Annotated in this window: 22 protein-coding genes; 7 read left to right on the top strand and 15 right to left on the bottom strand. The window is 62.5% G+C overall.

The features are described from left to right. The first annotated feature begins 18 nt into the window (after positions 1-18). On the top strand, positions 19-2,736 hold the full coding sequence (gene metH, locus NCR40_RS00630) for a methionine synthase (RefSeq protein ID WP_250508732.1): 2,718 nt from the start codon (positions 19-21) through the stop codon (positions 2,734-2,736). A 143-nt stretch (positions 2,737-2,879) separates the two neighbouring features. Next, positions 2,880-3,086 carry a hypothetical protein gene (locus NCR40_RS00625; RefSeq protein WP_250462726.1) on the top strand — a complete coding sequence of 69 codons (207 nt, stop codon included), beginning with the start codon at positions 2,880-2,882 and terminating at the stop codon, positions 3,084-3,086. A gap of 105 nt (positions 3,087-3,191) precedes the next feature. On the opposite strand, the gene NCR40_RS00620 is transcribed toward NCR40_RS00625, so the two are convergent. Next, positions 3,192-3,518 (bottom strand): DUF1840 domain-containing protein, encoded by a 327-nt coding sequence (locus tag NCR40_RS00620; RefSeq protein ID WP_244826828.1) that lies wholly within the window; start codon positions 3,516-3,518, stop codon positions 3,192-3,194. Positions 3,519-3,772: 254 nt separating this feature from the next. Between NCR40_RS00620 and argS the strand changes: the two genes are divergently transcribed. From argS to NCR40_RS00600, 4 genes are all read left to right on the top strand, one after another. Then, positions 3,773-5,557: an arginine--tRNA ligase gene (gene argS, locus NCR40_RS00615; RefSeq protein WP_250508490.1), complete on the top strand. Its 1,785-nt coding sequence runs from the start codon at positions 3,773-3,775 to the stop codon at positions 5,555-5,557. Positions 5,558-5,690: 133 nt separating this feature from the next. Next, positions 5,691-6,434, top strand: a complete 744-nt coding sequence (locus tag NCR40_RS00610) for an SPOR domain-containing protein (protein WP_244826826.1) — start codon at positions 5,691-5,693, stop codon at positions 6,432-6,434. Between the two features lie 103 nt (positions 6,435-6,537). Next, positions 6,538-7,185 carry a thiol:disulfide interchange protein DsbA/DsbL gene (locus NCR40_RS00605; RefSeq protein WP_244826825.1) on the top strand — a complete coding sequence of 216 codons (648 nt, stop codon included), beginning with the start codon at positions 6,538-6,540 and terminating at the stop codon, positions 7,183-7,185. Between the two features lie 15 nt (positions 7,186-7,200). After that, positions 7,201-7,974: an SDR family oxidoreductase gene (locus NCR40_RS00600; RefSeq protein ID WP_250508489.1), complete on the top strand. Its 774-nt coding sequence runs from the start codon at positions 7,201-7,203 to the stop codon at positions 7,972-7,974. 58 nt (positions 7,975-8,032) lie between these two features. On the opposite strand, the gene NCR40_RS00595 is transcribed toward NCR40_RS00600, so the two are convergent. The 14 genes from NCR40_RS00595 to flhD all read right to left on the bottom strand — a co-directional run bounded on the left by NCR40_RS00595 (position 8,033) and on the right by flhD (position 22,135). Continuing rightward, a complete protein-coding gene (locus NCR40_RS00595) occupies positions 8,033-9,343 on the bottom strand; it encodes a DUF3443 domain-containing protein (protein WP_250462714.1) in 1,311 nt (436 codons plus the stop codon). Between the two features lie 18 nt (positions 9,344-9,361). Further along, complete coding sequence (locus NCR40_RS00590; protein ID WP_284507690.1) at positions 9,362-9,871, bottom strand: DUF2844 domain-containing protein; 510 nt, start codon at positions 9,869-9,871, stop codon at positions 9,362-9,364. A 320-nt stretch (positions 9,872-10,191) separates the two neighbouring features. Continuing rightward, positions 10,192-10,863, bottom strand: coding sequence for a protein phosphatase CheZ (cheZ, locus tag NCR40_RS00585; RefSeq protein WP_244827944.1), 672 nt, complete (start codon positions 10,861-10,863; stop codon positions 10,192-10,194). Positions 10,864-10,901: 38 nt separating this feature from the next. Further along, entirely contained in the window at positions 10,902-11,297 is a 396-nt protein-coding gene (cheY, locus tag NCR40_RS00580) for a chemotaxis response regulator CheY (protein WP_244826821.1), read from the bottom strand. Positions 11,298-11,351: 54 nt separating this feature from the next. Beyond that, positions 11,352-12,476: a protein-glutamate methylesterase/protein-glutamine glutaminase gene (locus NCR40_RS00575; protein ID WP_244826820.1), complete on the bottom strand. Its 1,125-nt coding sequence runs from the start codon at positions 12,474-12,476 to the stop codon at positions 11,352-11,354. Next, complete coding sequence (gene cheD, locus NCR40_RS00570; RefSeq protein WP_244826819.1) at positions 12,473-13,240, bottom strand: chemoreceptor glutamine deamidase CheD; 768 nt, start codon at positions 13,238-13,240, stop codon at positions 12,473-12,475. The genes NCR40_RS00575 and cheD overlap by 4 nt, the downstream gene beginning before the upstream one ends. Beyond that, positions 13,237-14,166, bottom strand: coding sequence for a CheR family methyltransferase (locus NCR40_RS00565; RefSeq protein ID WP_244826818.1), 930 nt, complete (start codon positions 14,164-14,166; stop codon positions 13,237-13,239). Before NCR40_RS00565 ends, cheD begins: the two co-directional genes overlap by 4 nt. 147 nt (positions 14,167-14,313) lie before the next feature. After that, positions 14,314-16,131 carry a methyl-accepting chemotaxis protein gene (locus tag NCR40_RS00560; RefSeq protein WP_250508487.1) on the bottom strand — a complete coding sequence of 606 codons (1,818 nt, stop codon included), beginning with the start codon at positions 16,129-16,131 and terminating at the stop codon, positions 14,314-14,316. Between the two features lie 46 nt (positions 16,132-16,177). Continuing rightward, positions 16,178-16,696 (bottom strand): chemotaxis protein CheW, encoded by a 519-nt coding sequence (gene cheW / locus NCR40_RS00555; RefSeq protein ID WP_244826816.1) that lies wholly within the window; start codon positions 16,694-16,696, stop codon positions 16,178-16,180. 22 nt (positions 16,697-16,718) lie between these two features. After that, complete coding sequence (gene cheA / locus NCR40_RS00550; RefSeq protein WP_250508486.1) at positions 16,719-18,980, bottom strand: chemotaxis protein CheA; 2,262 nt, start codon at positions 18,978-18,980, stop codon at positions 16,719-16,721. 63 nt (positions 18,981-19,043) lie between these two features. Continuing rightward, positions 19,044-19,424 carry a response regulator gene (locus NCR40_RS00545; protein WP_244826814.1) on the bottom strand — a complete coding sequence of 127 codons (381 nt, stop codon included), beginning with the start codon at positions 19,422-19,424 and terminating at the stop codon, positions 19,044-19,046. Positions 19,425-19,501: 77 nt separating this feature from the next. Further along, positions 19,502-20,485 (bottom strand): flagellar motor protein MotB, encoded by a 984-nt coding sequence (gene motB, locus NCR40_RS00540; RefSeq protein WP_244826813.1) that lies wholly within the window; start codon positions 20,483-20,485, stop codon positions 19,502-19,504. Positions 20,486-20,501: 16 nt separating this feature from the next. Next, positions 20,502-21,362 (bottom strand): flagellar motor stator protein MotA, encoded by an 861-nt coding sequence (gene motA, locus NCR40_RS00535; protein ID WP_244826812.1) that lies wholly within the window; start codon positions 21,360-21,362, stop codon positions 20,502-20,504. A 461-nt stretch (positions 21,363-21,823) separates the two neighbouring features. Beyond that, positions 21,824-22,135 carry a flagellar transcriptional regulator FlhD gene (gene flhD / locus NCR40_RS00530; RefSeq protein ID WP_250508485.1) on the bottom strand — a complete coding sequence of 104 codons (312 nt, stop codon included), beginning with the start codon at positions 22,133-22,135 and terminating at the stop codon, positions 21,824-21,826. A gap of 649 nt (positions 22,136-22,784) precedes the next feature. Here flhD and NCR40_RS00525 point away from each other — a divergent pair. Beyond that, positions 22,785-23,849 (top strand): glycosyltransferase family 4 protein, encoded by a 1,065-nt coding sequence (locus NCR40_RS00525; RefSeq protein ID WP_244826810.1) that lies wholly within the window; start codon positions 22,785-22,787, stop codon positions 23,847-23,849. Positions 23,850-23,979 lie beyond the last annotated feature (130 nt).

Below are 23,979 nucleotides of genomic sequence, written 5' to 3'. Positions count from 1 at the left end.
GACAAGATAAAAGACACCATGACCGACCACACCATGCGCCTTTCCGGCCTCGAGCCGTTCAACGTCACCGACAGCTCGCTCTTCATCAACGTCGGCGAGCGCACGAACGTGACCGGCTCGAAGGCGTTCGCGCGCATGATCCTGAACGGCCAGTTCGATGAAGCGCTCGCCGTCGCGCGTCAGCAGGTCGAGAACGGCGCGCAGGTTATCGACATCAACATGGACGAGGCCATGCTCGATTCGAAAGCCGCCATGGTGCGCTTTCTGAATCTGATCGCCTCGGAGCCGGATATCGCGCGCGTGCCGATCATGATCGACTCGTCGAAGTTCGAGGTGATCGAAGCCGGTCTCAAATGCGTGCAAGGCAAGGCTATCGTCAACTCGATCTCGCTCAAGGAAGGCGAGGACGCGTTCCGTCATCACGCGAACCTGATCCGTCGCTACGGCGCGGCATCCGTGGTCATGGCCTTCGACGAGCAAGGGCAGGCCGATACCTTCGAGCGCAAGACGCAAATCTGCAAGCGCTCCTACGACATCCTTGTGAACGAAGTGGGCTTCGAGCCCGAGGACATCATCTTCGATCCGAACATCTTCGCTATCGCGACGGGCATCGAAGAGCACAACAACTACGCGGTCGATTTCATCAACGCCACGCGCTGGATCAAACAAAATCTGCCGCACGCCAAGGTGAGCGGCGGCGTGTCGAACGTGTCGTTCTCGTTTCGCGGCAACGACCCCGTGCGCGAAGCCATCCATACCGTGTTCCTCTACCACGCCATTCAGGCGGGCATGGACATGGGCATCGTCAACGCGGGCCAGCTCGGCGTTTATGCCGATCTCGACGCCGAGTTGCGCGAACGCGTGGAAGACGTCGTGCTCAATCGTCGCGACGACGGCACCGACCGTCTGCTCGAAGTCGCCGACAAGTTCAAGACCGGCGCGGCAAAAAAGGAGGAGAACCTCGAATGGCGTAATCAGCCGGTCGAGGCGCGTCTGTCGCACGCGCTCGTGCACGGCATCACGAACTTCATCGTCGAAGATACGGAAGAAGTGCGCGCGAAGATCGAGAAGGCAGGCGGCCGGCCGATCAACGTGATCGAAGGGCCGCTCATGGACGGCATGAATGTCGTCGGCGACCTGTTCGGCGCGGGCAAGATGTTCCTGCCGCAAGTGGTCAAGTCCGCTCGCGTGATGAAGCAGGCGGTTGCGCATCTAATTCCGTTCATCGAAGAAGAAAAGAAGCGTCTCGCCGATGCAGGCGCCGACGTGCGGCCGAAGGGCAAGATCGTCATCGCGACCGTGAAGGGCGACGTGCACGACATCGGCAAGAACATCGTCTCGGTCGTGCTCCAGTGCAACAACTTCGAAGTGGTCAACATGGGCGTGATGGTGCCCTGCGCGACCATCCTGCAAAAGGCGAAGGAAGAAGGCGCGGATATCATCGGGCTCTCGGGACTCATTACGCCGAGTCTCGAGGAGATGGCGTACGTCGCGTCCGAAATGCAGCGCGACGACTACTTCCGTGGCAAGCAGACGCCGCTTCTGATCGGCGGCGCGACGACTTCGCGCGTGCACACAGCCGTGAAGATCGCGCCGCATTACGAAGGGCCGGTGGTGTATGTGCCGGATGCGTCGCGTTCGGTCTCGGTGGCGTCGAGCCTGCTGTCGGACGAGGGTGCGGCGAAGTATCTCGACGACCTGAAGACCGACTACGACCGCATCCGCACGCAACACGCAAACAAGAAGGCGCTGCCCATGGTTACTTACGACCAGGCGCGGGCCAACAAGACGAAGATCGACTGGAGCGCGTATCGGCCGAAGAAGCCGGGCTTCATCGGGCGGCGCGTGTTCAAGAATTACGATCTGGCCGAGTTGGCGACTTATATCGACTGGGCGCCGTTCTTCCAGACATGGGATCTCGCGGGCCCCTACCCCGCGATTCTCAACGATGAAATCGTCGGCGAATCGGCGCGGCGCGTGTTCTCGGACGGCAAGTCCATGCTCTCGCGCATCATCCAGGGCCGCTGGCTTCAGGCGAACGGCGTGGTCATGCTGCTGCCCGCGAACACCGTGAACGACGACGACATCGAAATCTACACGGACGACTCACGCTCGCAAGTCGCAATGACATGGCGCAATCTGCGTCAACAAAGCGTGCGTCCGATTGTCGATGGCGTGCAGCGGCCGAACCGCTCGCTTGCCGACTTCATCGCGCCGAAAGATTCCGGCGTGGCGGACTACATCGGCATGTTCGCGGTGACGGCGGGCCTTGGCGTCGACAAGAAGGAAAAGCAGTTCGAAGCCGATCACGACGACTACAGCGCAATCATGTTGAAGGCGCTGGCCGACCGTTTCGCCGAAGCATTCGCCGAAGCACTGCACGCGCGCGTGCGTCGCGATCTGTGGGGCTATGCGGCGAGCGAAACGCTGGACAACGAATCGCTCATCGCGGAAAAATACGCCGGCATTCGCCCGGCGCCGGGTTATCCGGCGTGCCCGGATCACCTCGTCAAGCGCGATATGTTCGAAGTACTTCAGGCAGGCGAAATCGGCATGAGCGTGACGGAGTCGCTTGCCATGTTGCCGGCCGCGAGCGTGTCGGGTTTCTATCTCGCGCACCCGGAGAGCACGTATTTTTCGGTGGGCAAGATCGGCGACGACCAACTTGCGAGTTTCGCCGAACGCATGGCGATCTCGAACGCGGATGCGGAACGCGCCCTCGCGCCGCAGCGCTAATGCTGCAAAACAACATATGCAATCTGTGATAACGAAAAAAATGCACGCTATCGGCGGGAAAATTTTGATTTCCGTAGACTTGTAGCCGCGATAGGTCGTCACCACGACGGCCACGCATTTCTTTTCGTCACGGAGAAAGTCGCATGAAGAAGATGACGTCCGCCGTAACCGTAGCGCTTGCGGCAGCCGTACTTGCAGCATCGAGTTCGGCTGCGTTCGCGCAGGCCAGCACCACCACGGCGTCTTCGTACTCGCCGCCCGTTACCGAGCACAAGAAGAAGCCGAAGAAGCCCAAGAAGCCGAGAGCGTCCGCCAAACCTGCTCCGGCGGAAGGCGGTCAGTCGCAGTAAGCGGCAGCATCGCGACTCAGCCGTCTGACGTTATGTCCGCTGCAAAGTAAAAACCCGCATCGTCGCCGATGCGGGTTTTTTTTATTCGCCAATGCAAACGAACGTTCAGACGCCCCAGAGAATGTCCGTATGCTCTTTCTGCGCAAGACGCAGCATGTCGAGAAACGGATAAGCGCGTTGCGCAAGCCCGATGGGAATCTCGTGCGGTTCGTGACCGTCCTCGCCTTCGTGGAAGTGGCCGTCGTGCTCGGCGCGCTCTTTCTTGTCCGTCGACACGGCGGCTTCGAGTTTTTCGATAGCCGCAGGCAGTTCGTCGTGAGTGATGACGCCCCGTTCGTTCAGCTGTTTACCAATGATGCCAAGCAGATACTCGGCGAGGTTTTGCAGCATCATGACGTCCGGAGCCGCGCTGGTTTTGAAAGTGATCAGCATGGTTAGGTCCTTTTCTTTATGTTGATATGCAGCTTTGAAAGCTGCACGATGTTGCCGCGAGTCGCGCCGACTGCCCGGTATGCACCCTGATTCGACATATTAGCACCTGCTAAAATCCCGCTTTACGCGTAGTTTGATTCCCGCGGCCTGTCGAGGCCTCTTACGGCCGGACCAGCATCGCGTCGCGCATCCGCGCGCACCGCCCTCGCCTACGCCACACCACATCGGACTCGCTCCACTGGATCATTTTCAGCATGCTGCCCGCACACAAAGAAACCTTAGAAACGCTCCTCACCGACGCGGTCAAGCAGGTCGCGCAAGCCACGCAGGGCGCGACTGAAGCGGCCTTCGTCGCGCCGACCATCGTGCTCGAACGACCGAAGGTCGCGGCGCATGGCGATGTCGCCTCGAACGTGGCGATGCAACTCGCCAAGCCACTGCGCGCCAATCCGCGTCAGCTTGCGCAACAAATCGTCGATGCGCTACTCGGCAACGCAGCAGCCAAGGGGCTCGTGGAAGGCGCGGAAGTCGCGGGTCCGGGCTTTATCAATCTGCGACTTGCGGCAACGGCGAAGCAAGCCGTGATCCCGGCAGTGTTGTCCGAAGGCGCCGCATACGGTGACTCGCAGCGCGATGCAGGCAAGCAAGTGTTGATCGAATTCGTCTCCGCGAACCCGACCGGACCGCTGCACGTCGGTCATGGCCGTCAGGCCGCGCTTGGTGACGCGCTCTCGAACCTGCTCGGCACGCAAGGTTACGCGGTGCATCGCGAGTTCTATTACAACGACGCGGGCGTGCAGATCGGCAACCTCGCCATCTCGACGCAAGCGCGTGCGCGCGGCTTCAAGCCAGGCGACGCCGAGTGGCCGGAAGCGGCGTACAACGGCGAGTACATTGCCGATATCGCGCGTGATTACCTGGCGGGCGCAACCGTCGCGGCGAAAGACGGCGAGCCGGTCAACGGCGTGGGCGATGTCGAGAATCTCGAAGCCATCCGCAGCTTCGCGGTCGCTTATCTGCGTCACGAACAGGACATGGATCTGACCGCGTTCGGCGTGAAGTTCGATCAGTTCTATCTGGAGTCGTCGCTGTACAAGGAAGGACGCGTCGAGCAGACCGTCGAGGCGCTCGTGGCTGCCGGCAAGACCTATGAGCAAGAGGGCGCATTGTGGCTGCGCACCACCGACGACGGCGACGACAAAGACCGCGTCATGCGCAAGACCGACGGCACCTACACCTACTTCGTGCCGGACGTGGCGTATCACGTTGCCAAGTGGCAGCGCGGCTTCACCAAGGTCATCAACGTGCAGGGCTCGGACCACCACGGCACCATCGCGCGGGTTCGCGCTGGGCTGCAAGGGCTCGGCATCGGTATTCCGAAAGGCTACCCCGACTACGTGCTGCACAAGATGGTCACCGTCATGCGCGACGGCCAGGAAGTCAAGATCAGCAAGCGCGCCGGAAGCTACGTGACCGTGCGCGATCTGATCGAATGGTCGGGCGGCATGACGCCCGGCAACGAAGCCGCGCCCGATCAACTGGACGAAGACACCATCCGCCGCGGCCGCGACGCCGTGCGCTTCTTCCTCATTTCGCGCAAGGCAGACACCGAATTCGTCTTCGATATCGACCTCGCGCTCAAGCAGAACGACGAAAATCCGGTCTATTACGTGCAGTACGCCCACGCGCGCATCAGCACGATTCTCAACGACTGGAAGGAGCGCTACGGCGGCGCTCTGGCCCAAGCCGCGCACGCCGATCTCGAGCCGCTGTCGAGCCCGCGCGCCATGGCGTTGCTCAACAAGCTCGCCGAGTATCCGGAAATGCTCGCGCACGCCGCCGAAGAACTGGCGCCGCATGCCGTCGCTTTCTATTTGCGCGACCTCGCTGGCGAATTTCACTCGTTCTACAATGCGGAGCGCGTGCTCGTGGACGAACAAAAGGAACGCGACGCGCGCATCGCGCTGCTTGCCGCGACGCGTCAGGTGCTCGCCAACGGTCTCGCGACCATCGGCGTGTCGGCTCCCGAAAAGATGTAATGGTCAGAAGACGTCCGTCGCGCCGAAAACACGACTTTCGACGCGCGCGGACGGCTGCCTGGCGCGGACTTGGCTTTAAGCCACCGTTATAATCGTCGGCCAACTCGAAGACTTTTTGCAGGTGATTCATACGATGGCAAAACCACGTCGCACGTCGAAGCAGTCGCAGTCGAAGCAAACCGGGGGTACTTTTCTCGGCATCGTGCTGGGCCTGATCGTCGGGCTCGCGATCGCCGTGATCGTCGCGCTATATATCACCCGCGCGCCCACGCCGTTCGTGGCGAAGGTTGCGCCGCCGCCCTCCGACACCAGTTCCGCGCCCGCCGCGCAGCCTTACGATCCGAACCGTCCGCTGCAAGGCAAGACGCCTGGGCAGGCCGTGCCGCAAGCCGCGCAACCCACGCCGCCCAATACCGCGCCGGGCCAGAGCACCAATCAAACGCAATCGTCGGGCATGCTGGACGAACCGCAGATCGTCGAAGTGCCGCCTTCCGGTTCGGCCGCGTCCACGCCGAGGAACGGCAACGCCGCGAATCCGAAGACGCCCGACAACGCGACGAGTTCCGCCGCCGCCACGCCCAAGCCGAGCTCGACGACGGGCACGGCCAAGACCACGCCGCCCGCTCCTGGCGACGTCAACACGGGTTACTTCCTGCAGGTCGGCGCGTACAAGACTCAGGCCGACGCGGAACAGCAGCGCGCGCGGCTCGGCTTCCAGGGTTTCGAATCGAAGGTGACGCAGCGCGACGCGGGCGGCGTGACGTACTATCGCGTGCGCGTCGGCCCGTTCGCGAAGTTCGAGGACATGAACACGGCACGCCAGCGTCTGTCCGATGCAGGCGTCGATACCGCCGTCATCCGGTTCTCGAAACAATGACGGGCGTGGCCCGCGTCGTAACCAACGCGATGCGGGCCGACTTTAAGCTCGGCTTAAGCGTCGTATGTCCCACTTATGGACCTTCTGTGCTTCCTCTCAAATCATGAAAAAACTGCTTAGCGCCCTCGCTCTTTCTTTCGGCATCGCGGCTCTTTCGCTGAGTGCGGCCAATGTCGCATCGGCGGCGCCCGTTTCGGGCAAGGACTATACGGTGCTTTCGGCGCCTCAGCCGGTCGGCGCGCCCGCGGGCAAGGTCGAAGTCATCGAATTCTTCTGGTACGGCTGCCCGCATTGCAACGAATTCGAGCCGTACATCGAGACGTGGGAAAAGAAGCAAGGACCGGACGTCGTGTTCAAGCGCGTGCCGGTTGCCTTCCGCGACGACTTCATCCCGCACTCGAAGATGTATCACGCGCTCGTCGCGCTGGGCGTCGCGGAGAAGGTCACGCCGGCCGTGTTCAACGAGATCCACGTGAAGAAGAACTATCTGCTGACGCCCGAGGCGCAGGCGACCTTCCTTGCAACGCAGGGCATCGACAAGAAGAAGTACATGGACGCGTATAACTCGTTCTCGACGCAAAGCGACATCAAGCGCGACGCCAAGTTGCTGCAGGACTACAAGATCGACGGCGTGCCTACCGTCATCGTGCAGGGCAAGTACGTCACGGGTCCGGCCGCGACCAACAGTCTGCAAGGCACGACCGACGTGATGGACTTTCTCGTTCAGCAAGTTCGCGACAAGAAGATGTAATCGACACGGGCCGGCATGAACGCAGTTCGTCTCAAGGTTTTCCTGACCGGCGCGTCGAGTGGCATCGGCCTCGCTTTAGCCGAAGAGTATGTCAAGCGCGGGGCCGTACTCGGCCTCGTCGCCCGTCGCGTCGATTCCCTCGCGGCATTCGCCGCCCGCCATCCGCAAGCCTCCATCTCGATCTACCCCGCCGACGTGCGCAACGCGAACGCCCTTGCCGATGCCGCGCGCCTTTTCATCGAAGAACACGGTCCCGCCGATATCGTGATCGCCAATGCAGGCGTAAGCCGTGGCGTCCTCACCGGCCACGGCGATCTCGAAGCCTTCCGCGCCGTCATGGACACCAACTACTTCGGCATGGTGGCCACGTTCGAACCGTTCATCGCGTCGATGACGGCGGCGCGAAGCGGCACGCTCGTCGGTATCGCGAGCGTCGCAGGCGTGCGCGGGCTGCCGGGATCGGGCGCCTACAGTGCGTCGAAATCGGCGGCGGCGAAGTATCTGGAAGCGTTGCGTGTGGAGATGCGGCCAAAAGGCGTCGCGGTCGTGACCATCGCGCCGGGCTACGTGCGCTCGGAAATGACGGCGCACAATCCCTATTCCATGCCCTTTCTCATGGACGCGGACCGCTTCGCCGCCAAGACCGCCGACGCCATCGCGCGCAAGGTGCGCTACGCGACCTTTCCATGGCAAATGCGCATTGCAGGCATGCTGCTGCATGTCATGCCGCGCTGGCTTTACGACTTCATCTTCGAACGCGCGCCACGCAAGCCGCGCGACGGCCAATAAAAAATCCGGCAACGCGCTCAACGCTGCCGGATTTTTTTGCTTCGAACTTACTGGCCGGTCAGAACGCCACGTAAGGCGAGCTTCCCTGCGGATCGTAGCCGACATACACGTGCCGTCCGTAGAAGAACGGCATGCCGAAGTCGAAGAAGCCCGTCATGCCCAACTGACCGCCGAGACTGTCGAATGCGTACTTCCCGCCGCCCGAGGTCAGCGTGCGCGCGCTTACGAGACTGAACGGCACGGTGGCGGTATTGCCCTCGCTGCCGGTGATCGTGGCCGACAACTGTTGCTCGGAACTCGGGCAATAGAACGAACTCGTGCTCGAACAGAGCGTGAAGCTGTCCTGGAAGAAGTTGCCGTTCGAGCCGGTATCGAAGAAGGTCTGATACGTCGTGCCCTTGTAGGAGCCCGTCAGATCGCCGAATTGATCCGTGCCGTACTTCGTGACGCCCGAAAGCGAGTTATTGCTCTGCGTGCCGATGCCGAATACCAGCGTGCCGGCAGCACTCGCCGCGCCGTTGTCTGGAATGGGCGGCAACTGCACGATCACGCCGTTGTTGTCGGTCGGAAAGCGCATGACCGGGTTGACGACCTGCTGCGCGAGCGGCACTGCCGTGCCCGTGCAGTTCGTGCCGTTCTGGCAGGAGAAGTAAGTCGCGTTGAGCGCGGAACTCACGCAGGACGTGCCGCAGTCGTAGGTCGCGGGACCGACGCCGAGAATGCCGTTCGCGCCGATATCAGCGGTCGTCGCTTCGTCATTGCCGGACGGGCAGCCGTTCATGCCGGACGGCGCCGAGGTCGAAGCCAGATCGCCGATAATCTGCAACGGCACGTTGCTCGCGACTTCGGTACCGATACGCACATCCGCCTGACGCACCGTGCCCCACGTATAGCCATCCGCGAAACCGGCGCATTCGGCGAGCTGACCGCCGTTCCCCGCGCTCGTGACAGGCAGGCTGCCCAGTACCGACTGCGCCGCCGTGTTCAGGATACGCAGGCCGTAGGAAGCGGTATCGAGCTGAATGTTGTCGATGGTCTGACATACGTTCGTGCCCGGCGCGCATACCGTCACCGACACGTTCGGAATATTGACGAAGCCCGCCACACCCGCGTTGACGCTGATCGGCACGGCATTGGTGCCGTTGGCCGCAACGGGCTGCGCGTTCGCCGTGCTGGTGGAACCGCCGCCGCCAACCGAGCCGCCGGATGAGCCGCCGCTCGAACCGCCGTTCGAGCTGGATTTGTTGTCGTCGCCGCCACCGCCGCATGCGGCGAGCGCGAACGCGAGGAACAGCGCGCCGAGCCAGCGCACGCAGTTGCGTGCGCTCGAAGAAGAGGAAGCGCCGAGGCCGAGTGTAGTTCTACGCATACTGGGTTCTCCCGTCGCTTACTGAATGTCGCTGGCGGATACGCCGGCGGGCAAGGATTGCGGCAGATAGGCGCTGCCGGCAAATGCACCCATGTGTCCGCCCGAGCGCACGACGAGACCCGAATCCTGCACGCTCACCTGACCGCGTGCGCCGCGCTCGGCGCGTTGCGCAAGCAGGCCTTGCTGATACTGCGGGAAATAGCTGCCGAGCAGCGTGGCCAGGTCGGGCACACGCGGTCCGCGCCAGGCGATGCCGAACACCGTGCCTTCCGTGGACAAATACTCGTTGACGATGGTGCCGCTCGCAAGCGTGGTCGACCGGACCGTGTAGCTCGAAGCGCTGGCAGACGACGCGCCCGAGCCGGCCACGGCTGCGCGCACGACCGCGTTCGTCGCCGTGGCGCCCGGTGGCGCGTTGAGCGGATCGCCGCCAAGCGCGGCCAATGCCGGTGCCGCGGCGCAGATGCCGAACGCTCCCGCTAGCAGAACGAAGTGTCTTTGCAGATGCCCAAGACGGGGTTGCTTCAGTGCCTTCACTGGGCCTCCTGATATTCGCTGTCCATGATGTTTGACGCCGCCGGCGCACTCGCAAGCGGCCGGCTCATGACGTTCCGGTGACGCAAGAACCGCCGATTTGCGCACCGCCAGGGTGCCGCTCAACCGTCAGTATGCCAAAGTCCTCGGAATTGTCCGAACGTTCGCCAGCACGCGCCGTTTGCGTTTTGGCGATTGGACCGGAAACAGGGCGATTCATTCACACGAATTTACGACGCGCGCGAAAAAACGCGACGCGCACTCTTCGTGCGCGCCGCGTCATTCGCGGGCGAGAAAGCCGCCGATGCAGGAGCTTAAAAACCCAGGCTCGCCAGCAGGTCGTCCACTTGCGACTGATCCTGCACGACATCGCTGCGGCCTTGCGGATTGATCTGCGGACCGTTGAGCAAGGCTTCCGGGCTGCCGCTCGAAGAGACGAGCGCCGCCGCCGATGCCGCGAACTGCTCGCGCCGCTCCGGTGCGATGTTTTCGAGCAGCACGCCAAGCAATTGCTGTTCGATGAGATACACGACATCCGTGATCTTGTTGATGACCTGTCCGGTCAAATCCTGGAAATCCTGCGCGAGCATGATTTCGAGCAGTTGCGCATTGGTCGCCTGCGTCTTCGCCGGAACGCTTTGCAGAAACGTGCGCGTATCCGCGAGCAATTCGCCCGCTTCGCCCTGTCCGAGCGGCGCGCCGTACCATTGCTCCCAGCGTGCATCGAGCGCCTGCGCTTCGTGCTGCATCGCTTCTTGCATCGGCTTCGCGAGTTCGATCGCGTTGAGCGCGCGCTCGGCAGCCTGCTCAGTCATCGTGGCGACGTACTTCAGGCGATCGCGTGCGTCCGGAACGGCAACGGCTGCCGCTTCCACCTGCTTGTCGAGGCCGAGTTCGCGCATCGAGTCGCGCAGCGTGCGCGTCAGTTGCCCGATGCGGGCGAGAATCCGGTCAGTGGACTGATCGTTCTCGATCTCCGCCTGCATGAGCGGGGCGGCAAAATCAGTAGTCAGATCGTTCACGATCAGCTCCCCGCTTTGGCCATCTTCTCGAGAATCTTGCTGAGCTTCTCGTCGAGCGTGGCGGCCGTGAACGGCTTAACGACGTAACCATTCGCACCGGCTTGCGCCGCCGCGATGATGTTTTCCTTCTTCGATTCCGCCGTCACCATGAGTACCGGCAAATGCGAGAGGTTGGCGTCCGCGCGAATCTGCTGCAGCATGGCGAGGCCGTCGAGGTTCGGCATGTTCCAGTCGGAGATGACGAAGTCGAAGCCGCCGCCGCGCAGTCGCGCGAGACCGGCGGCGCCATCTTCGGCTTCATCGACATTCGAATAGCCGAGTTCTTTCAGCAGATTGCGCACGATACGGCGCATCGTCGGAAAATCGTCGACGACGAGGATCTTCATGTTCTTGTCCATCACTACTCCCGGTTGTTTCAATGCGGCGCGACGCCGCGAATCCAAAGTGAAAAATCAGACGCGCTGCACGCGTTCGCCCATCGAGGCAAGCCGCGCCATGACGCGCCGGCTCATTTCGTTGAGCGGCGCGATTTCGCTCGCACCGCCCATTGCAATTGCTTCGCGCGGCATGCCGAACACCACGCAACTCGCTTCATCCTGCGCAAGCGTGTAAGCGCCCGCCTGCTGCATGTCGAGCAGGCCGGCCGCACCGTCGCGGCCCATGCCGGTCAGGATCACGCCGATCGCGTTCTTGCCCGCGTGCTGCGCGGCCGAGCGGAACAGCACATCCACCGAGGGACGATGCCGGTTGACCGGCGGCGCGTCCGACAGATGCGCCACGTAGTTCGCTCCGCTGCGCGCGAGCACCAGATGCGCGTGGCCCGGCGCGATATACGCGTGGCCCGGCAAGACACGCTCGCCGTGTTCGGCTTCCTTCACCGTGATACGGCATAGTCCGTTCAGACGCTGCGCGAACGACTTCGTGAAGCCGGGCGGCATGTGTTGCGCGATCAGCACGGCGGGCGCATCGGGCGGCAGCGGCACGAGCACTTCGCGGATCGCTTCCGTTCCGCCCGTCGATGCCCCGACGATCACCAGCTTTTCCGTCGATACCAACGGGTTGTTCAAATGCGGCGCGGGCCGCACGGCCGCAGCCGACCCCGCGCTGGCGGGCGCGCTCGCCGCATGCGTCGTCTGCCGCACGCGAGCGCGCGACGCCGCGCGAATCTTGTCGGCGAGCTTCTCCGCGTAATCGAGCATGCCGTCGCGGATGCCGACTTTCGGCTTCGTCACGAAATCCACCGCGCCGAGTTCCAGCGCGCGCAACGTGATTTCGTTGCCGCGCTCGGTCAGCGACGACACCATCACGACCGGCATCGGCCGCAGGCGCATCAACTTTTCCAGGAAGTCGAGGCCGTCCATGCGCGGCATTTCGACATCCAGCGTCAGTACGTCCGGGTTATGCAGCTTGATGAGCTCACGTGCGACGAGCGGATCGGGCGCGGTCGCGCACACGTGCATGTCGGGCTGCGAGTTGATGATCTCGGTCATCAGGCTGCGCACCAGCGCCGAATCGTCGACGCACAGTACGTTGATCTTCGGCGTCGCCGGCTTGTTGTTCGCGTTGACGATACTCATGCTTCCTCCGCCGCTCTGGTGCTGCGCGGCGCACGCGCCAGGCCGCTGCTGAAAAGCTCGGCCCGGGGCTTTGCGCCCGCCGCACTCGATGCGCCGAACAGTTCCACGCGCGGCTTGCCCGTGGCGCCCGCCGCACCCGGCTTCGTGTTGAATAACTCGACCCGCGAGCGTGCCTTTGCGAGCCGCTCCGCGCGTTCTTCCGGCGTGCGCTGCACGAGCGCCTGCTCGCGTTCCACCACCACCGGCTCGTGCGCGGCCTTCAGTTTCTTGACCATCACTTGTCCCGAGCGCGGCATGAACGCCACCTTGCGCGGATGCATGCCCTGCAAATCCTCGGCGACGATACGAATCTTTTCCAGCGCGAGATAACGCCGCACGAACTCCGAATTACGATCGCCGATATTGATGGTCGTCATGCCCGCGAGCACCGCGCCGCCGCCGAACACCTTTGCTTCGAAACGCTCACGCCGTCCGCCGCGCTTGATGAGTTCGTTGATCAGCACTTCCATTGCATAGGCGCCGTAGCGCATCGAATCGGACGCCGCCGCCGACGCATCCGAACCGTCGTCGGGCAACATGAAATGATTCATCCCGCCAATGCCCGCCGTGCGATCGTTGATGCACGCCGCCACGCACGAGCCGAGCACGGTCACGAGCACCATGTCTTCGCTCGTCATGTAAAACTCGTTCGGCAGGAGCTTCACGCCCGGCTTTTGAAAGTGATTGTCGAAATACAGATTCGACGCGATCGGCAGGCCGCTCATGCCACTTCTCCCGCCAGCGCCTTCGTCTGTTTCGCCGCGCCCGCGTTCTTCATGTCGCGCGTCAGTTCGTACACGGTCTGGCCGCGCAAACGGAACGCCTGCGACACATACGTGAAGTTTTCCGAGTGTCCCGCGAACAGCAGGCCGCCCGGCTTCATCAGCGGATCGAAGCGCGACAGCACGTGCGATTGCGTCGGCTTGTCGAAGTAGATCATCACGTTGCGGCAGAAGATCGCGTCGAACGGACCCTTGATGTCGTAGCGCGCATCCGTCAGATTCACGCGGCCGAAGTTCACCATCGCGCGCAGCTCGGGACGAACCTTCACGAGGCCCGCATGCGCGCCCGTGCCCTTCAGGAAGAAACGCTTGAGGCGGTCCGCCGGCAGCGTCTTCACCTGATCGAGCGAATACACGCCGGCGTCGGCCTTGGCGAGCACCTGGCTGTCGATATCGCTTGCGAACACCGTGCACTGGCGCGCGGCATGATCGCCGAGCGCTTCGACGAGCGTCATCGCGATCGAGTAAGGCTCTTCACCCGTCGATGCCGCCGAGCACCACACCGACACCGGTTGCTGCCGGCGCTTGGCGAAGTCCGCGAGAATCGGAAAGTGATGCGACTCGCGGAAAAACGCGGTGAGGTTCGTGGTCAGCGCATTGACGAAGGCTTCCCATTCGTTGCTGTCTTCGTTGGCTTCCAGCCGGTCCAGATACAGCTTGAACGTGTCGATGCCGCATGCGCGCAGACGGCGGGCGAGACGGCTGTACGCCATGTCGCGCTTGTGGTCGGAGAGCGAAATGCCCGCGCGGCGATGGATCAGTCCGCGAATGCGAGCGAAGTCCGCTGCCGTGAATTCGAAGTCGCGTTCGACTTCGGAGCCGCGCGTGCCGGCGGCCGGGTCGATGCGTGCGTTGCGCGTTGCCGTCATGATGCTTCGTGCTTCCCTGGCGTCTTCTTCGGCGACGCGCGCCGTTGTGTCGTTGAATGCGATCTTGCGTGGCTTTGTCGTCGCTGTTCTCCGCGAACGGAGCTCATGTCGAAAGCCTGCATGGTCGCTGCTGTTTGCAAACCCGGCTTAGAAGGTTTCCCAGTCGCCGTCGTCCGCGGTCGTCGCCTTGGCGCGCGGTGCGCTCACGGCGGCTTTCGCTGCCATACGCGGCGCGGGCTTCTTCGCTGGCTGTTGCGCTTCGCTTGCCGTTACCTTGATAACGGCCGGTTCGCACGCGACGTTAGCCTCGTGCGAAACTTTTGTGGGTTCGGCGCGCTTGAACGTCTTCGCCTTCGAGACGGCAGCCTTCGGCGCCACGCGTGTAGCGGGCGCGGCAACGGTCTTGGTGCCTGCTTCGATGCGCCATTGGCCGACCACGTCCTTCAGTTGCCGCGTCTGCTCTTCGAGCGATGCCGCGGCAGCCGCCGCTTCCTCGACGAGGGCCGCGTTCTGTTGCGTGACGCTGTCCATCTGCGTGACGGCGCGATTCACCTGCTCGATGCCATCGGACTGCTCTTCCGATGCCGCGCTGATCTCGCCCATGATGTCGGTCACGCGGCGCACCGCCTGCACGATCTCGCCCATGGTTTCACCGGCGCGCGTGACGAGTTCGGAGCCGCTTTGCACCTTGCCGGCCGAATCGCCGATCAGCGCCTTGATTTCCTTCGCCGCCGCCGCGCTGCGTTGTGCAAGCGAGCGCACTTCGCCCGCCACGACCGCGAAGCCGCGTCCTTCCTCGCCTGCACGCGCCGCTTCCACGGCCGCGTTCAACGCGAGAATGTTGGTCTGGAACGCGATGCCTTCGATCACGCCGATGATGTCCACGACCTTGCTCGAACTCGATGCAATCGCGTTCATCGTATCGACGACCTGCTCGACGACCTGGCCGCCGCGCGACGCGATATCCGACGCGTTCACCGCAAGCTGGCTTGCCTGACGCGCGTTGTCCGCGTTCTGCTTGACCGTGCTCGTCAGCTCTTCCATGCTCGACGCCGTTTCCTGCAGCGACGCCGCCTGTTCTTCCGTGCGTTGCGAGAGGTCCGTGTTGCCGCTCGAAATTTCATGCGCGCCGACATCGATCGATTCCGCGCCGCGATGCACCGCGCCGACCATATGCGTCAGGTCCGTTCGCATGCGTTCGATGCCCGCGAACAGACGCCCGATCTCGTTCGTGCTGTCGGTATGCGCCGACTTCGTGAGATCGCCGCGCGAGATGCGGTCGAAGTGATCGACGGCGTCGTTGATCGGCTGCACGATAAGGCCGCGCAACGCGATGCGCGTCCCGATGAGAATGAGCACCGACAACGCGAGCAGCGCGCCGATGGTCAGGCTAAGCGTCGAGATGTGCGACGCCGTGTTCGAGCGCGATTCTTCCGCGTGCTTCTGCTGGAACGCCACCGCCGCGACTACCGCCTGATCGAAGGACACGAACATCGGGCTGATCTTCGTATCCGCGATGGCGTGATACGCGGCCATGTCGTTCGCGCGGATCGCGGTGAATTCCGGCTCGACGCCCGTCTTCACGAGCGTGTCGTGCTGCGCCACGAGCTCATCGAGCGTGGTCTTCGGCAGCATCGGCTTATGGGTGTCGAGATAGAGCTTCCAGTTCTCGTTGCTCTTGTCGAGCAGATACTGGCCGCGGTCCAGCGCTTTCTTCGCTTCCGCGTCGTTGCCCGCTTCGGCGAGCGAACGCACGCGGTCGAGCGTGATGCGCGAGCGCAGCAGATACGACGAGGTCTCCGCGAGCGCGCGCATCGCGACCATGTCTTCCTGCGCGAGCGACGTGAGCGAATGGCTCGCCGAGTTCAGGCCGACGAGCGACAGCGCGCCGATCACGGCCGCGCAACTGACGAATAGCAGTCCGACGAGCGTGAGCATCGTGCGGATCGACAACTTCTTGAACATGTCTTTCTTCCCTGAGCCCGCGCTTCGGTACACGAACGCGGTTGTTTTAAGCGGCAACCGAGTCGATCAATTCCATCTCGCGGCTCGTCATGAGCTTCTCGATGTCCATCAGAATCAGCATGCGGCCATCCACGGTGCCTAAGCCCGTCAGATATTCGGAGGTCAGCGTCGCGCCGAATTCGGGCGCGGGCATCACTTGCTCTTGGGTGAGCGTGAGGACGTCCGAGACGCCGTCGACCACCATGCCGACCACGCGATGCGCGACGTTCAGAATGATCACGACCGTCTGGTTGTCGTACTCGACGCGACCCAGATTGAACTTGATGCGCATGTCCACGATCGGCACGATGATGCCGCGCAGATTGATCACGCCCTTGATGAACGAAGGCGCATTGGCAATGCGCGTCACGTTGTCGTAACCGCGAATCTCCTGCACCTTCAGGATGTCGATGCCGTACTCTTCGGCGCCGAGCGTGAACACCAGAAACTCTTGTCCGGCGGCTTCCGCGTGTTGCGCGTCGCGACGCGAAGACGTCGCGGAATGGATGTTTTGAATGTCTGCCACGGTAACTCCTTCGATGCGGGTGTTAATGAGCGTGCGCGCTGTGCTGCACACGCGATTCGCGGTTGAGCGCGGCCACGTCGACGATCAGCGCGACGCTGCCATCGCCCAGAATGGTCGCGGCTGAAATGCCGTGCACCTTGCGATAATTGGTTTCGAGATTCTTCACGACCACTTGCTGCTGGCCGACGAGTTCGTCGATCAGCATGGCGAAGCGCCGGCCTTCGGTCTGCATGATGGTGACGATGCCTTGCGTGGGCTCGGTGCGCGCGTTCTCCACGTCGAACACGGCATGCAGCGCCACGAGCGGCAGATACTCACCGCGCACGCGCACCACGCGCTCGCCGTTGGCGACCGTGTAGATGTCTTCGGCCACCGGCTGAAGCGACTCCATCACGAAATTGAGCGGCAGAATGAAGATTTCGCTGCCGACCTTCACCGACATGCCGTCGAGAATCGCGAGCGTGAGCGGCAGCACGATCTTGGTGGTCGTGCCCGCGCCTTCACGCGACTTGATTTCGACGTGGCCGCCCATCGACTGGATGTTGCGCTTGACCACGTCCATGCCCACGCCGCGGCCGGAAATGTCCGTCACCTGTTCGGCGGTCGAGAAGCCCGGCATGAAGATGAGCTGCCACACTTCCTCGTCGCTCATCGACTCGGAAACCTGCATGCCCTGCTTCTGCGCCTTCGCGAGAATCTTGTCGCGGCGCAGGCCCGCGCCGTCGTCGCTGACTTCGATCACGATGTTGCCGCCGTGATGCGCCGCCGACAACACGAGCTGGCCGGTCGTCGACTTGCCCGCCGCGCGACGCGCTTCCACGGTTTCGATGCCGTGGTCGAGCGAGTTGCGCACGAGGTGCGTGAGCGGATCGATGATGCGTTCGATCAGGCTCTTGTCCAGTTCGGTCGCCTGACCGAACGTGACGAGTTCCACGTCCTTGCCGAGCTTGCCCGCGATATCGCGCACGAGCCGGGGGAAGCGGCTGAATACGTAATCCATCGGCATCATGCGGATGGACATGACAGCTTCTTGCAGATCGCGCGCGTTGCGTTCGAGCTGCGCCATGCCGTTGAAAAGACGGTCGTGCAATGCGGGATCGAACGTGCTCGTCGTTTCCGCGAGCATCGCCTGCGTGATGACCAGTTCGCCCACCAGGTTGATGAGCTGATCGACCTTCTCCACGCCGACGCGAATCGAGCTGCCTTCCGCCGATGCGGCCGCTGCCGGACGCGCCTTTTTATCGGCATCGTTCGTATTGGCGTTGGCCGGTTTCTGTGACGGTTGGGCGGCAGTCTCCGGGACCGCCGCCGTCGCCGCTTGTTGTTTTTCTTGCGCCGTGGATGCAGACGCGTCGAGCGCCTGCGATGCGTCCGGCTGTTGCTGTAGCGCGTGATGCGCCGCCGTTGCCGGCGGTACTTCGACGGACGCGGCCGGCGACTGCGCCGACTGATCCGCCGCATTGCCACGGCCGATTCCGATCTGCGATTCATCGATCACGAAGCAGCACACGGCCACGATGTCGTCGGCGCTCACGTCCGACTCGAGCCAAAGCACGAGTTCGGCGTCAGTCTTCTTTTCTCCGACGATACTTCCCAGGTTACCCAGCTCCTCGGTCAAAGTCGCCAGGTCCTTCTCGCCCACCCCCCGTAGCGTAATTTTCAGGTGGGGTCCTGCTTCCGCTGCCGATGCTGCCGCAGCGGTTCCTGCAATCGGTGCGCCGTCCGTGACTTCGAACGCGCCGTCCCACGTGCCGTCGTCCTCGATCGCTTCCGCAGCCTGCGCGATGACATGCGCGGGCGGAGCGTTCGGGCCTTCGTAGGCGGGTTCGTGTTGTTGCGCCTTCTCGATGACGGCGGCGGCTTCTTCTATCACCGGTGCCGCCGGCGCTTCCGGGTCTTCGTGCTTCAGACGCTCGAGCTTCGCGCAGATCGCGGCCGCCGCGGCCGCATCCGGCTCGGCGCTCGCGCGATACGCGGCGAGCTGGTCCGAGAGCACGTCCTTCGTCGCGAGGAAGGTATCGATCATGTCGCGGCGCAGAACGAGTTCATTGTTGCGCGCGCGGTCCAGAAGCGATTCGAGGATGTGCGTCGTTTCCGTGAGCGCCGTGAAGCCGAAGGTCGCCGCGCCGCCCTTGATCGAATGCGCCGCGCGAAAGATCGCCGCGAGGTCTTCCGGATCGGGATTCGCAATGTCCAGAACGAGCAGCAGCTGCTCCATCTGCGCGAGCAGTTCGTCTGCTTCGTCGAAGAAGGTCTGATAGAACTGGGTAATGTCGAGTGTCATGCTTGAGTCACCGCAGAAATGCTGTTCAGTCGCGTTATTCGGTCGAGGTTTGCTTCGTCTTGCTCAGTGCTGCTCTTCGGGTTCCGACAGTGCCGCCACCAACTCGGTCAAGAGCTCGGGATCGAGCGGCTTCTGAATCCAGCCGGTCGCTCCCGCCGCGCGCGCCGCGTCCTTGAACGCTTCGCTGTCCTCGGTCGTCAGCACGAGCACCGGCGTTGCCTGGTAGGCGTGATTCACCCGCAACTCCGCGATCAAATCGAGCCCGCTCTTGCCGGGCATGTGCTGGTCCGTCAGGACGAGATCGAAACGCTCGGCGAGCGCCCATTCGAGCCCTTCGTTGCCGTCCGACGCGACGGTCACTTCGTAGCCCGCCGTCGTCAGCGTGGCGGAGAGAATCTGCCGCATGGCGGCGGAATCGTCGATTGCCAGAATGTTCTTGATCATGTGTGTCTCTTGCGGTCTTGCCGGGTTGACGGCTAAAACGTGTGGAGTCTTGAGAGTCTTTCGCGCGGATTTCGCTTTTATTGCGGTCGCGCTTGGAATACGGGCGCGAGTTTGTCCAGCACGGGAGCCGCGCCCGCCGCGTTGTCGAATGTCGCGGGCGGCGCGCCGTCGTCGCGCAACATGGCGCTCTCCGCGCGCCGGTTGAGCACGATGATGCTGATGCGCCGGTTTTCCGGGTCCATCGCGTCCTTGCGATTCAGGTTCTGCGTCGATGCAAGCCCGAGCACGCGCAGCACCTTCGCTTCGTCCATGCCGCCGTAGATCAGCTCGCGCCGCGACGCGTTCGCGCGGTCCGCCGATAGTTCCCAGTTGCTGTAGCCCTTGTCGCCGCCGGCGTACTTCACGGCATCCGTATGTCCTTGCACGACTATTCGATTGGGCACGTCGTTCAGCGTCTTGCCTATCTCGCGCAAAATGTCGCGCATGTACGGCTGCACGGAGTCGCTGGAGAGCGCGAACATGGGCCGCTTCTGGGTATCGACAATCTCGATGCGCAAGCCCTGCTGGGTCGAATCGATGCGTATCTGCTGCCTGAACTGGCGCAAGGTCGGGTTGGCCTCGACGGCCGACATGAGCTTCACCTGGAGGTCGTGCAGGCGCTCTTGCTCGCGGCGTTCGATCTCGCCTTCGGCTTGTCTCAACGCGGCTTCATCGGGTCTTGCCGACGAACGCACCGCGAACGGCGTATTGCCTTCGGTGGTGCGCACCGTGCCGGGCTCGGGGCTCGACAGATCGCGCCCGCCGCCCATGATGATGCTGGAGTCCATGCCGACGGTCTTGCCGCCGACCATCGCGGCCTTGAGCGGCGTGTTGAAGTATTCGGCGATACCGCGTCGTTGCACCGGCGAAGTCGAACTCAGAAGCCACATGAGCAGGAAGAACGCCATCATCGCGGTCATGAAGTCCGCGTAGGCGAGCTTCCACGCGCCGCCGTGATGTCCCTTGCGGCCCGCGACGATTCGCTTGATGAAAATTGGCCGGTCTTTGTCGGGTGAGCTCATGGCGTCGTTCCTCGCTTCACTTCGCGCGGACCCGGCGCACGTGTTCTTCCAGTTCGGAGAACGACGGGCGCTCGGTCGAGAACAGCACCTTGCGGCCGAACTCCACCGAGATGGCGGGCGCATAGCCGTTCAGACTCGCAAGGATCGTCACCTTGATGCACTGAAACATCTTGGTCTGCTCGGCCACGCGCTGCTCCGCCACGCCCGCGAGCGGGCCGATGAAGCCATACGAAAGCAGAATGCCGAGGAAGGTGCCGACGAGCGCCTGCGCGATCATCTCGCCGAGAATCGCGGGCGGCTGATCGGCGGAAGCCATCGTGTGCACGACGCCCATGACGGCCGCGACGATACCGAACGCGGGCATGGCGTCGCCCACTTTGTGCAGCGCTTGTGCGGGCGCTTCGCCTTCGGCGTGATGCGTCTCGATTTCCTCGTCCATGAGGCTTTCGATCTCGAACGCGTTCATGTTGCCGCCGACCATCAGCCGCAGATAATCCGTCAGGAATTCGACGATGTGCTCGTCCGCGAGAATCTTCGGGTACTGACCGAAGATCGGGCTTTTATGGGGATCGTCGATATCGCTTTCGAGGGTGAGCGTGCCTTCCTTGCGCGCCTTGGCGAGCAGGACGTAGAGCAGACCCATCAGTTCCATGTACACATCCTTGTTGTACTTGGAGCCCTTGAACAGCGTGGGAATGACGCGCAGCGTCGACTTGATCGTCTTGATGCCGTTACCGAGGATGAATGCGCCGACACCCGCGCCCGCGATCATCAAGATTTCGACCGGTTGCACGAGCGCGCCAAGGTGGCCGCCTTCGAGCGCGTAACCGCCGAATACGGACAGCAATGTCACGAGCGTTCCAACGAAAATCAGCACAGTCGAGTCCTCAAGGTAGTTGCGGGATGACCGCCGTTATGTGGGTTTACGGCACGGCAAGGGAAAACTTTGGTGCATGACCGGGAGGTGAGGCAAACGCTAAAACCCGCGTGGGATGGGGCTCTGACGACATGCGGCGCAATGGCGCATGACGCGCGGGGAAGCTACGGTGCGAGTGCCTTTTCGTGCGCGCGATGGCGGCGTATAGCTCTTCGCGATAAGCCAGTTGTTCGTGGTTAAAGACGAGTTGACCGCGAGACGTGCGTCGATCTGGCAGCGAGGCGGCTCACTGCATGGGTCGCCTGTCATGGGCCGCAGACGTATGCCGACCAACTTACGAGGTGTTGGCACGGCGGCCGCTCGTCTGATCGGTTCATGCCGGCTGCGCGCCGTTGCGTTCGGTCAGCGCTGTGAGCGCGCAACGCAAACGCCGCCGTGATCAGCTCGAATCAACGCGCAGATCAGCCGGCTTCTATCGCCAATGCATCCGCGAGGAGGGTCGCGTCCGGCGCTGCGCTTTTGTCCTTTTCGTCGAGTGACGAAAGGATGGCGTGATCGTCGAAGCGAAAGCGGCACAGCAAATGGCTCGACGACGCCACCCTCACCGCCTGCGCGGGCGAAAGCGAAGCCAATAACTGCGCCACGTCGTCCGAAAGCGCCAGCCGAGCCATGGCCGAAGCGCGGTCCGCAACCAATAGCTGCTGCGCCAGAAGCAAGTACGCGAGATTAAGCTCGCGAATCTCCGCGAGCGTGGTGGTTGTGCTGGCCGTCATCTTTTCCCCGAATCGATACCCGGCTCGTCAGGCCGTGCGGGAAACGTTTGCTCGGATCGCTCTGGATTGCGGCGATTCGGCCCCGCTCATGGTGTGGATTCGATTGTCGATGAGGCTTCGAGCGCGCGCCAATCGGATAAATCGACCGATTTACCGACGGAGAAGCCCGCGACGTCGTGTAAGAAAAATTCCTACGCGAAATAGTTGAACGGCTGTTTGAGCGAATCGGGAGCACCAAACTCAACTATCGGCTGCTTTTCATCTGACTTGAAACGCTGTGAGCACGAATCGCCCCGTGCCATGCGTAGAACCGGCCCATATGCCTTAGGCCCGATCCGTGCTACTTCAATGCCTCGCGGCAATGCCCTGCGTGCGTCGAATTCGTCTACGTCATTGATATCGATGCACTTTTTGACTTCGTAACAGCCGTTGTTTCGCGCTGTAACAAGGTTAAGCGTTTGAAAAATGAAGTGTAATGCCGCGCTCGATCCCGATAATGAGCAGTAAGGGATAACCCGGTTGAACAGTTTCTTGTCCGGGCCAGTCTCGGGCGGCGTCTTCTACACGAACGCGGCCCGCCCGAACGGCATGCGTCGAGCGCTCGACCGGAGCGTGACTGCAATGCCTTAAATAACAGGAGAGTCACGTTATGCGAATCGCACAAATTGCACCGTTGCACGAAGCAGTTCCCCCGAAGTTTTACGGCGGCACCGAGCGCGTCGTGTCGTATCTGACCGACGCACTCGTCGACCTCGGCCACGATGTAACTCTGTTCGCCAGCGGCGATTCGCAAACCAAGGCGACTCTCGATGCGGCCTGGCCGCGCGCGCTGCGCCTCGACCCGACCGTGCGCGACGCGCTCGCGCCGCACATGCTCCTGCTCGAAACCGTCCGCCGCCGCGCGCATGAATTCGACGTGCTGCACTTCCACCTCGACTACATGCCGTTCCCGCTGTTCACGCAGATGGACACGCCTTTCGTGACGACGCTGCACGGCCGTCTCGACCTGCCTGAACTCCAGCCGATCTTCAACACGTTCACGAAGGCGAACGTGATCTCGATCTCGGACAATCAACGCACGCCGCTGCCGCAAGCCAACTGGCTAAACACGGTCTATCACGGTCTGCCGGAAGATTTGCTCACGCCGCAGCCGCACAAGAAGCCGGAATACCTGGCGTTCCTCGGCCGTATCTGCCCGGAAAAGCGCGCCGATCTGGCCATCAAGATCGCGGCGCAAAGCGGTTTGCCGCTGAAGATCGCCGCGAAAGTGGACAAGGTCGACCAGGAATATTTCAAGTCGACCATCGAGCCGCTCTTGTCGCAGGCGCATGTCGAGTTCATCGGCGAGATCAATGAAGCGCAAAAGCCGGAATTCTTGTCGGGCGCGAAAGCGCTGCTGTTCCCGATCGACTGGAACGAGCCGTTTGGCCTCGTGATGATCGAAGCGATGGCATGCGGCACGCCGGTGATCGCGTTCAATCGCGGCTCGGTGCCGGAAGTGATCGATCATGGCGTGACCGGCTTTATCTGCGAAGACGTGCAAGGCGCAGTGGGCGCGCTGCATCGGATAGATGAGCTATCGCGCACGGAAATCCGCGCGCAGTTCGAGCGTCGTTTCAGCGCGAAGACCATGGCGCAAAATTACGTCGATAGCTACACGGCCATGCTTCAGGCGGCCAAGCGTCCGGTGCTTCGTCAGGTCGCAGTGGGCTAATACGCGGCGCGCCAGACCTTAGGTATCGTTTAAAAAAACCGCCCGACAACGGGCGGTTTTTCATTGTGTGAGCCCGATTCAACCCGCTAAGGATATTCCGAAGATTCTGCCGTTATCGCGTGAATTGACT

It is taken from the genome of Caballeronia sp. GACF4 (assembly GCF_023631025.1).
GTDB lineage: Bacteria > Pseudomonadota > Gammaproteobacteria > Burkholderiales > Burkholderiaceae > Caballeronia.
The sequence above is the reverse complement of the archived record's forward strand: the minus strand, read 5'-3'. Positions and strand labels throughout refer to the sequence as shown.

What these genes read in the sequence shown, in the direction of transcription:
- metH (WP_250508732.1), top strand. Translation starts at nt 19, where the DNA reads ATGACCGACCACACCATGCGCCTTTCCGGCCTCGAGCCGTTCAACGTC.
- NCR40_RS00625 (WP_250462726.1), top strand. Translation starts at nt 2,880, where the DNA reads ATGAAGAAGATGACGTCCGCCGTAACCGTAGCGCTTGCGGCAGCCGTA.
- NCR40_RS00620 (WP_244826828.1), bottom strand. Translation starts at nt 3,518, where the DNA reads ATGCTGATCACTTTCAAAACCAGCGCGGCTCCGGACGTCATGATGCTG.
- argS (WP_250508490.1), top strand. Translation starts at nt 3,773, where the DNA reads ATGCTGCCCGCACACAAAGAAACCTTAGAAACGCTCCTCACCGACGCG.
- NCR40_RS00610 (WP_244826826.1), top strand. Translation starts at nt 5,691, where the DNA reads ATGGCAAAACCACGTCGCACGTCGAAGCAGTCGCAGTCGAAGCAAACC.
- NCR40_RS00605 (WP_244826825.1), top strand. Translation starts at nt 6,538, where the DNA reads ATGAAAAAACTGCTTAGCGCCCTCGCTCTTTCTTTCGGCATCGCGGCT.
- NCR40_RS00600 (WP_250508489.1), top strand. Translation starts at nt 7,201, where the DNA reads ATGAACGCAGTTCGTCTCAAGGTTTTCCTGACCGGCGCGTCGAGTGGC.
- NCR40_RS00595 (WP_250462714.1), bottom strand. Translation starts at nt 9,343, where the DNA reads ATGCGTAGAACTACACTCGGCCTCGGCGCTTCCTCTTCTTCGAGCGCA.
- cheZ (WP_244827944.1), bottom strand. Translation starts at nt 10,863, where the DNA reads ATGCAGGCGGAGATCGAGAACGATCAGTCCACTGACCGGATTCTCGCC.
- cheY (WP_244826821.1), bottom strand. Translation starts at nt 11,297, where the DNA reads ATGGACAAGAACATGAAGATCCTCGTCGTCGACGATTTTCCGACGATG.
- NCR40_RS00575 (WP_244826820.1), bottom strand. Translation starts at nt 12,476, where the DNA reads ATGAGTATCGTCAACGCGAACAACAAGCCGGCGACGCCGAAGATCAAC.
- cheD (WP_244826819.1), bottom strand. Translation starts at nt 13,240, where the DNA reads ATGAGCGGCCTGCCGATCGCGTCGAATCTGTATTTCGACAATCACTTT.
- NCR40_RS00565 (WP_244826818.1), bottom strand. Translation starts at nt 14,166, where the DNA reads ATGACGGCAACGCGCAACGCACGCATCGACCCGGCCGCCGGCACGCGC.
- NCR40_RS00560 (WP_250508487.1), bottom strand. Translation starts at nt 16,131, where the DNA reads ATGTTCAAGAAGTTGTCGATCCGCACGATGCTCACGCTCGTCGGACTG.
- cheA (WP_250508486.1), bottom strand. Translation starts at nt 18,980, where the DNA reads ATGACACTCGACATTACCCAGTTCTATCAGACCTTCTTCGACGAAGCA.
- NCR40_RS00545 (WP_244826814.1), bottom strand. Translation starts at nt 19,424, where the DNA reads ATGATCAAGAACATTCTGGCAATCGACGATTCCGCCGCCATGCGGCAG.
- motB (WP_244826813.1), bottom strand. Translation starts at nt 20,485, where the DNA reads ATGAGCTCACCCGACAAAGACCGGCCAATTTTCATCAAGCGAATCGTC.
- flhD (WP_250508485.1), bottom strand. Translation starts at nt 22,135, where the DNA reads ATGACGGCCAGCACAACCACCACGCTCGCGGAGATTCGCGAGCTTAAT.
- NCR40_RS00525 (WP_244826810.1), top strand. Translation starts at nt 22,785, where the DNA reads ATGCGAATCGCACAAATTGCACCGTTGCACGAAGCAGTTCCCCCGAAG.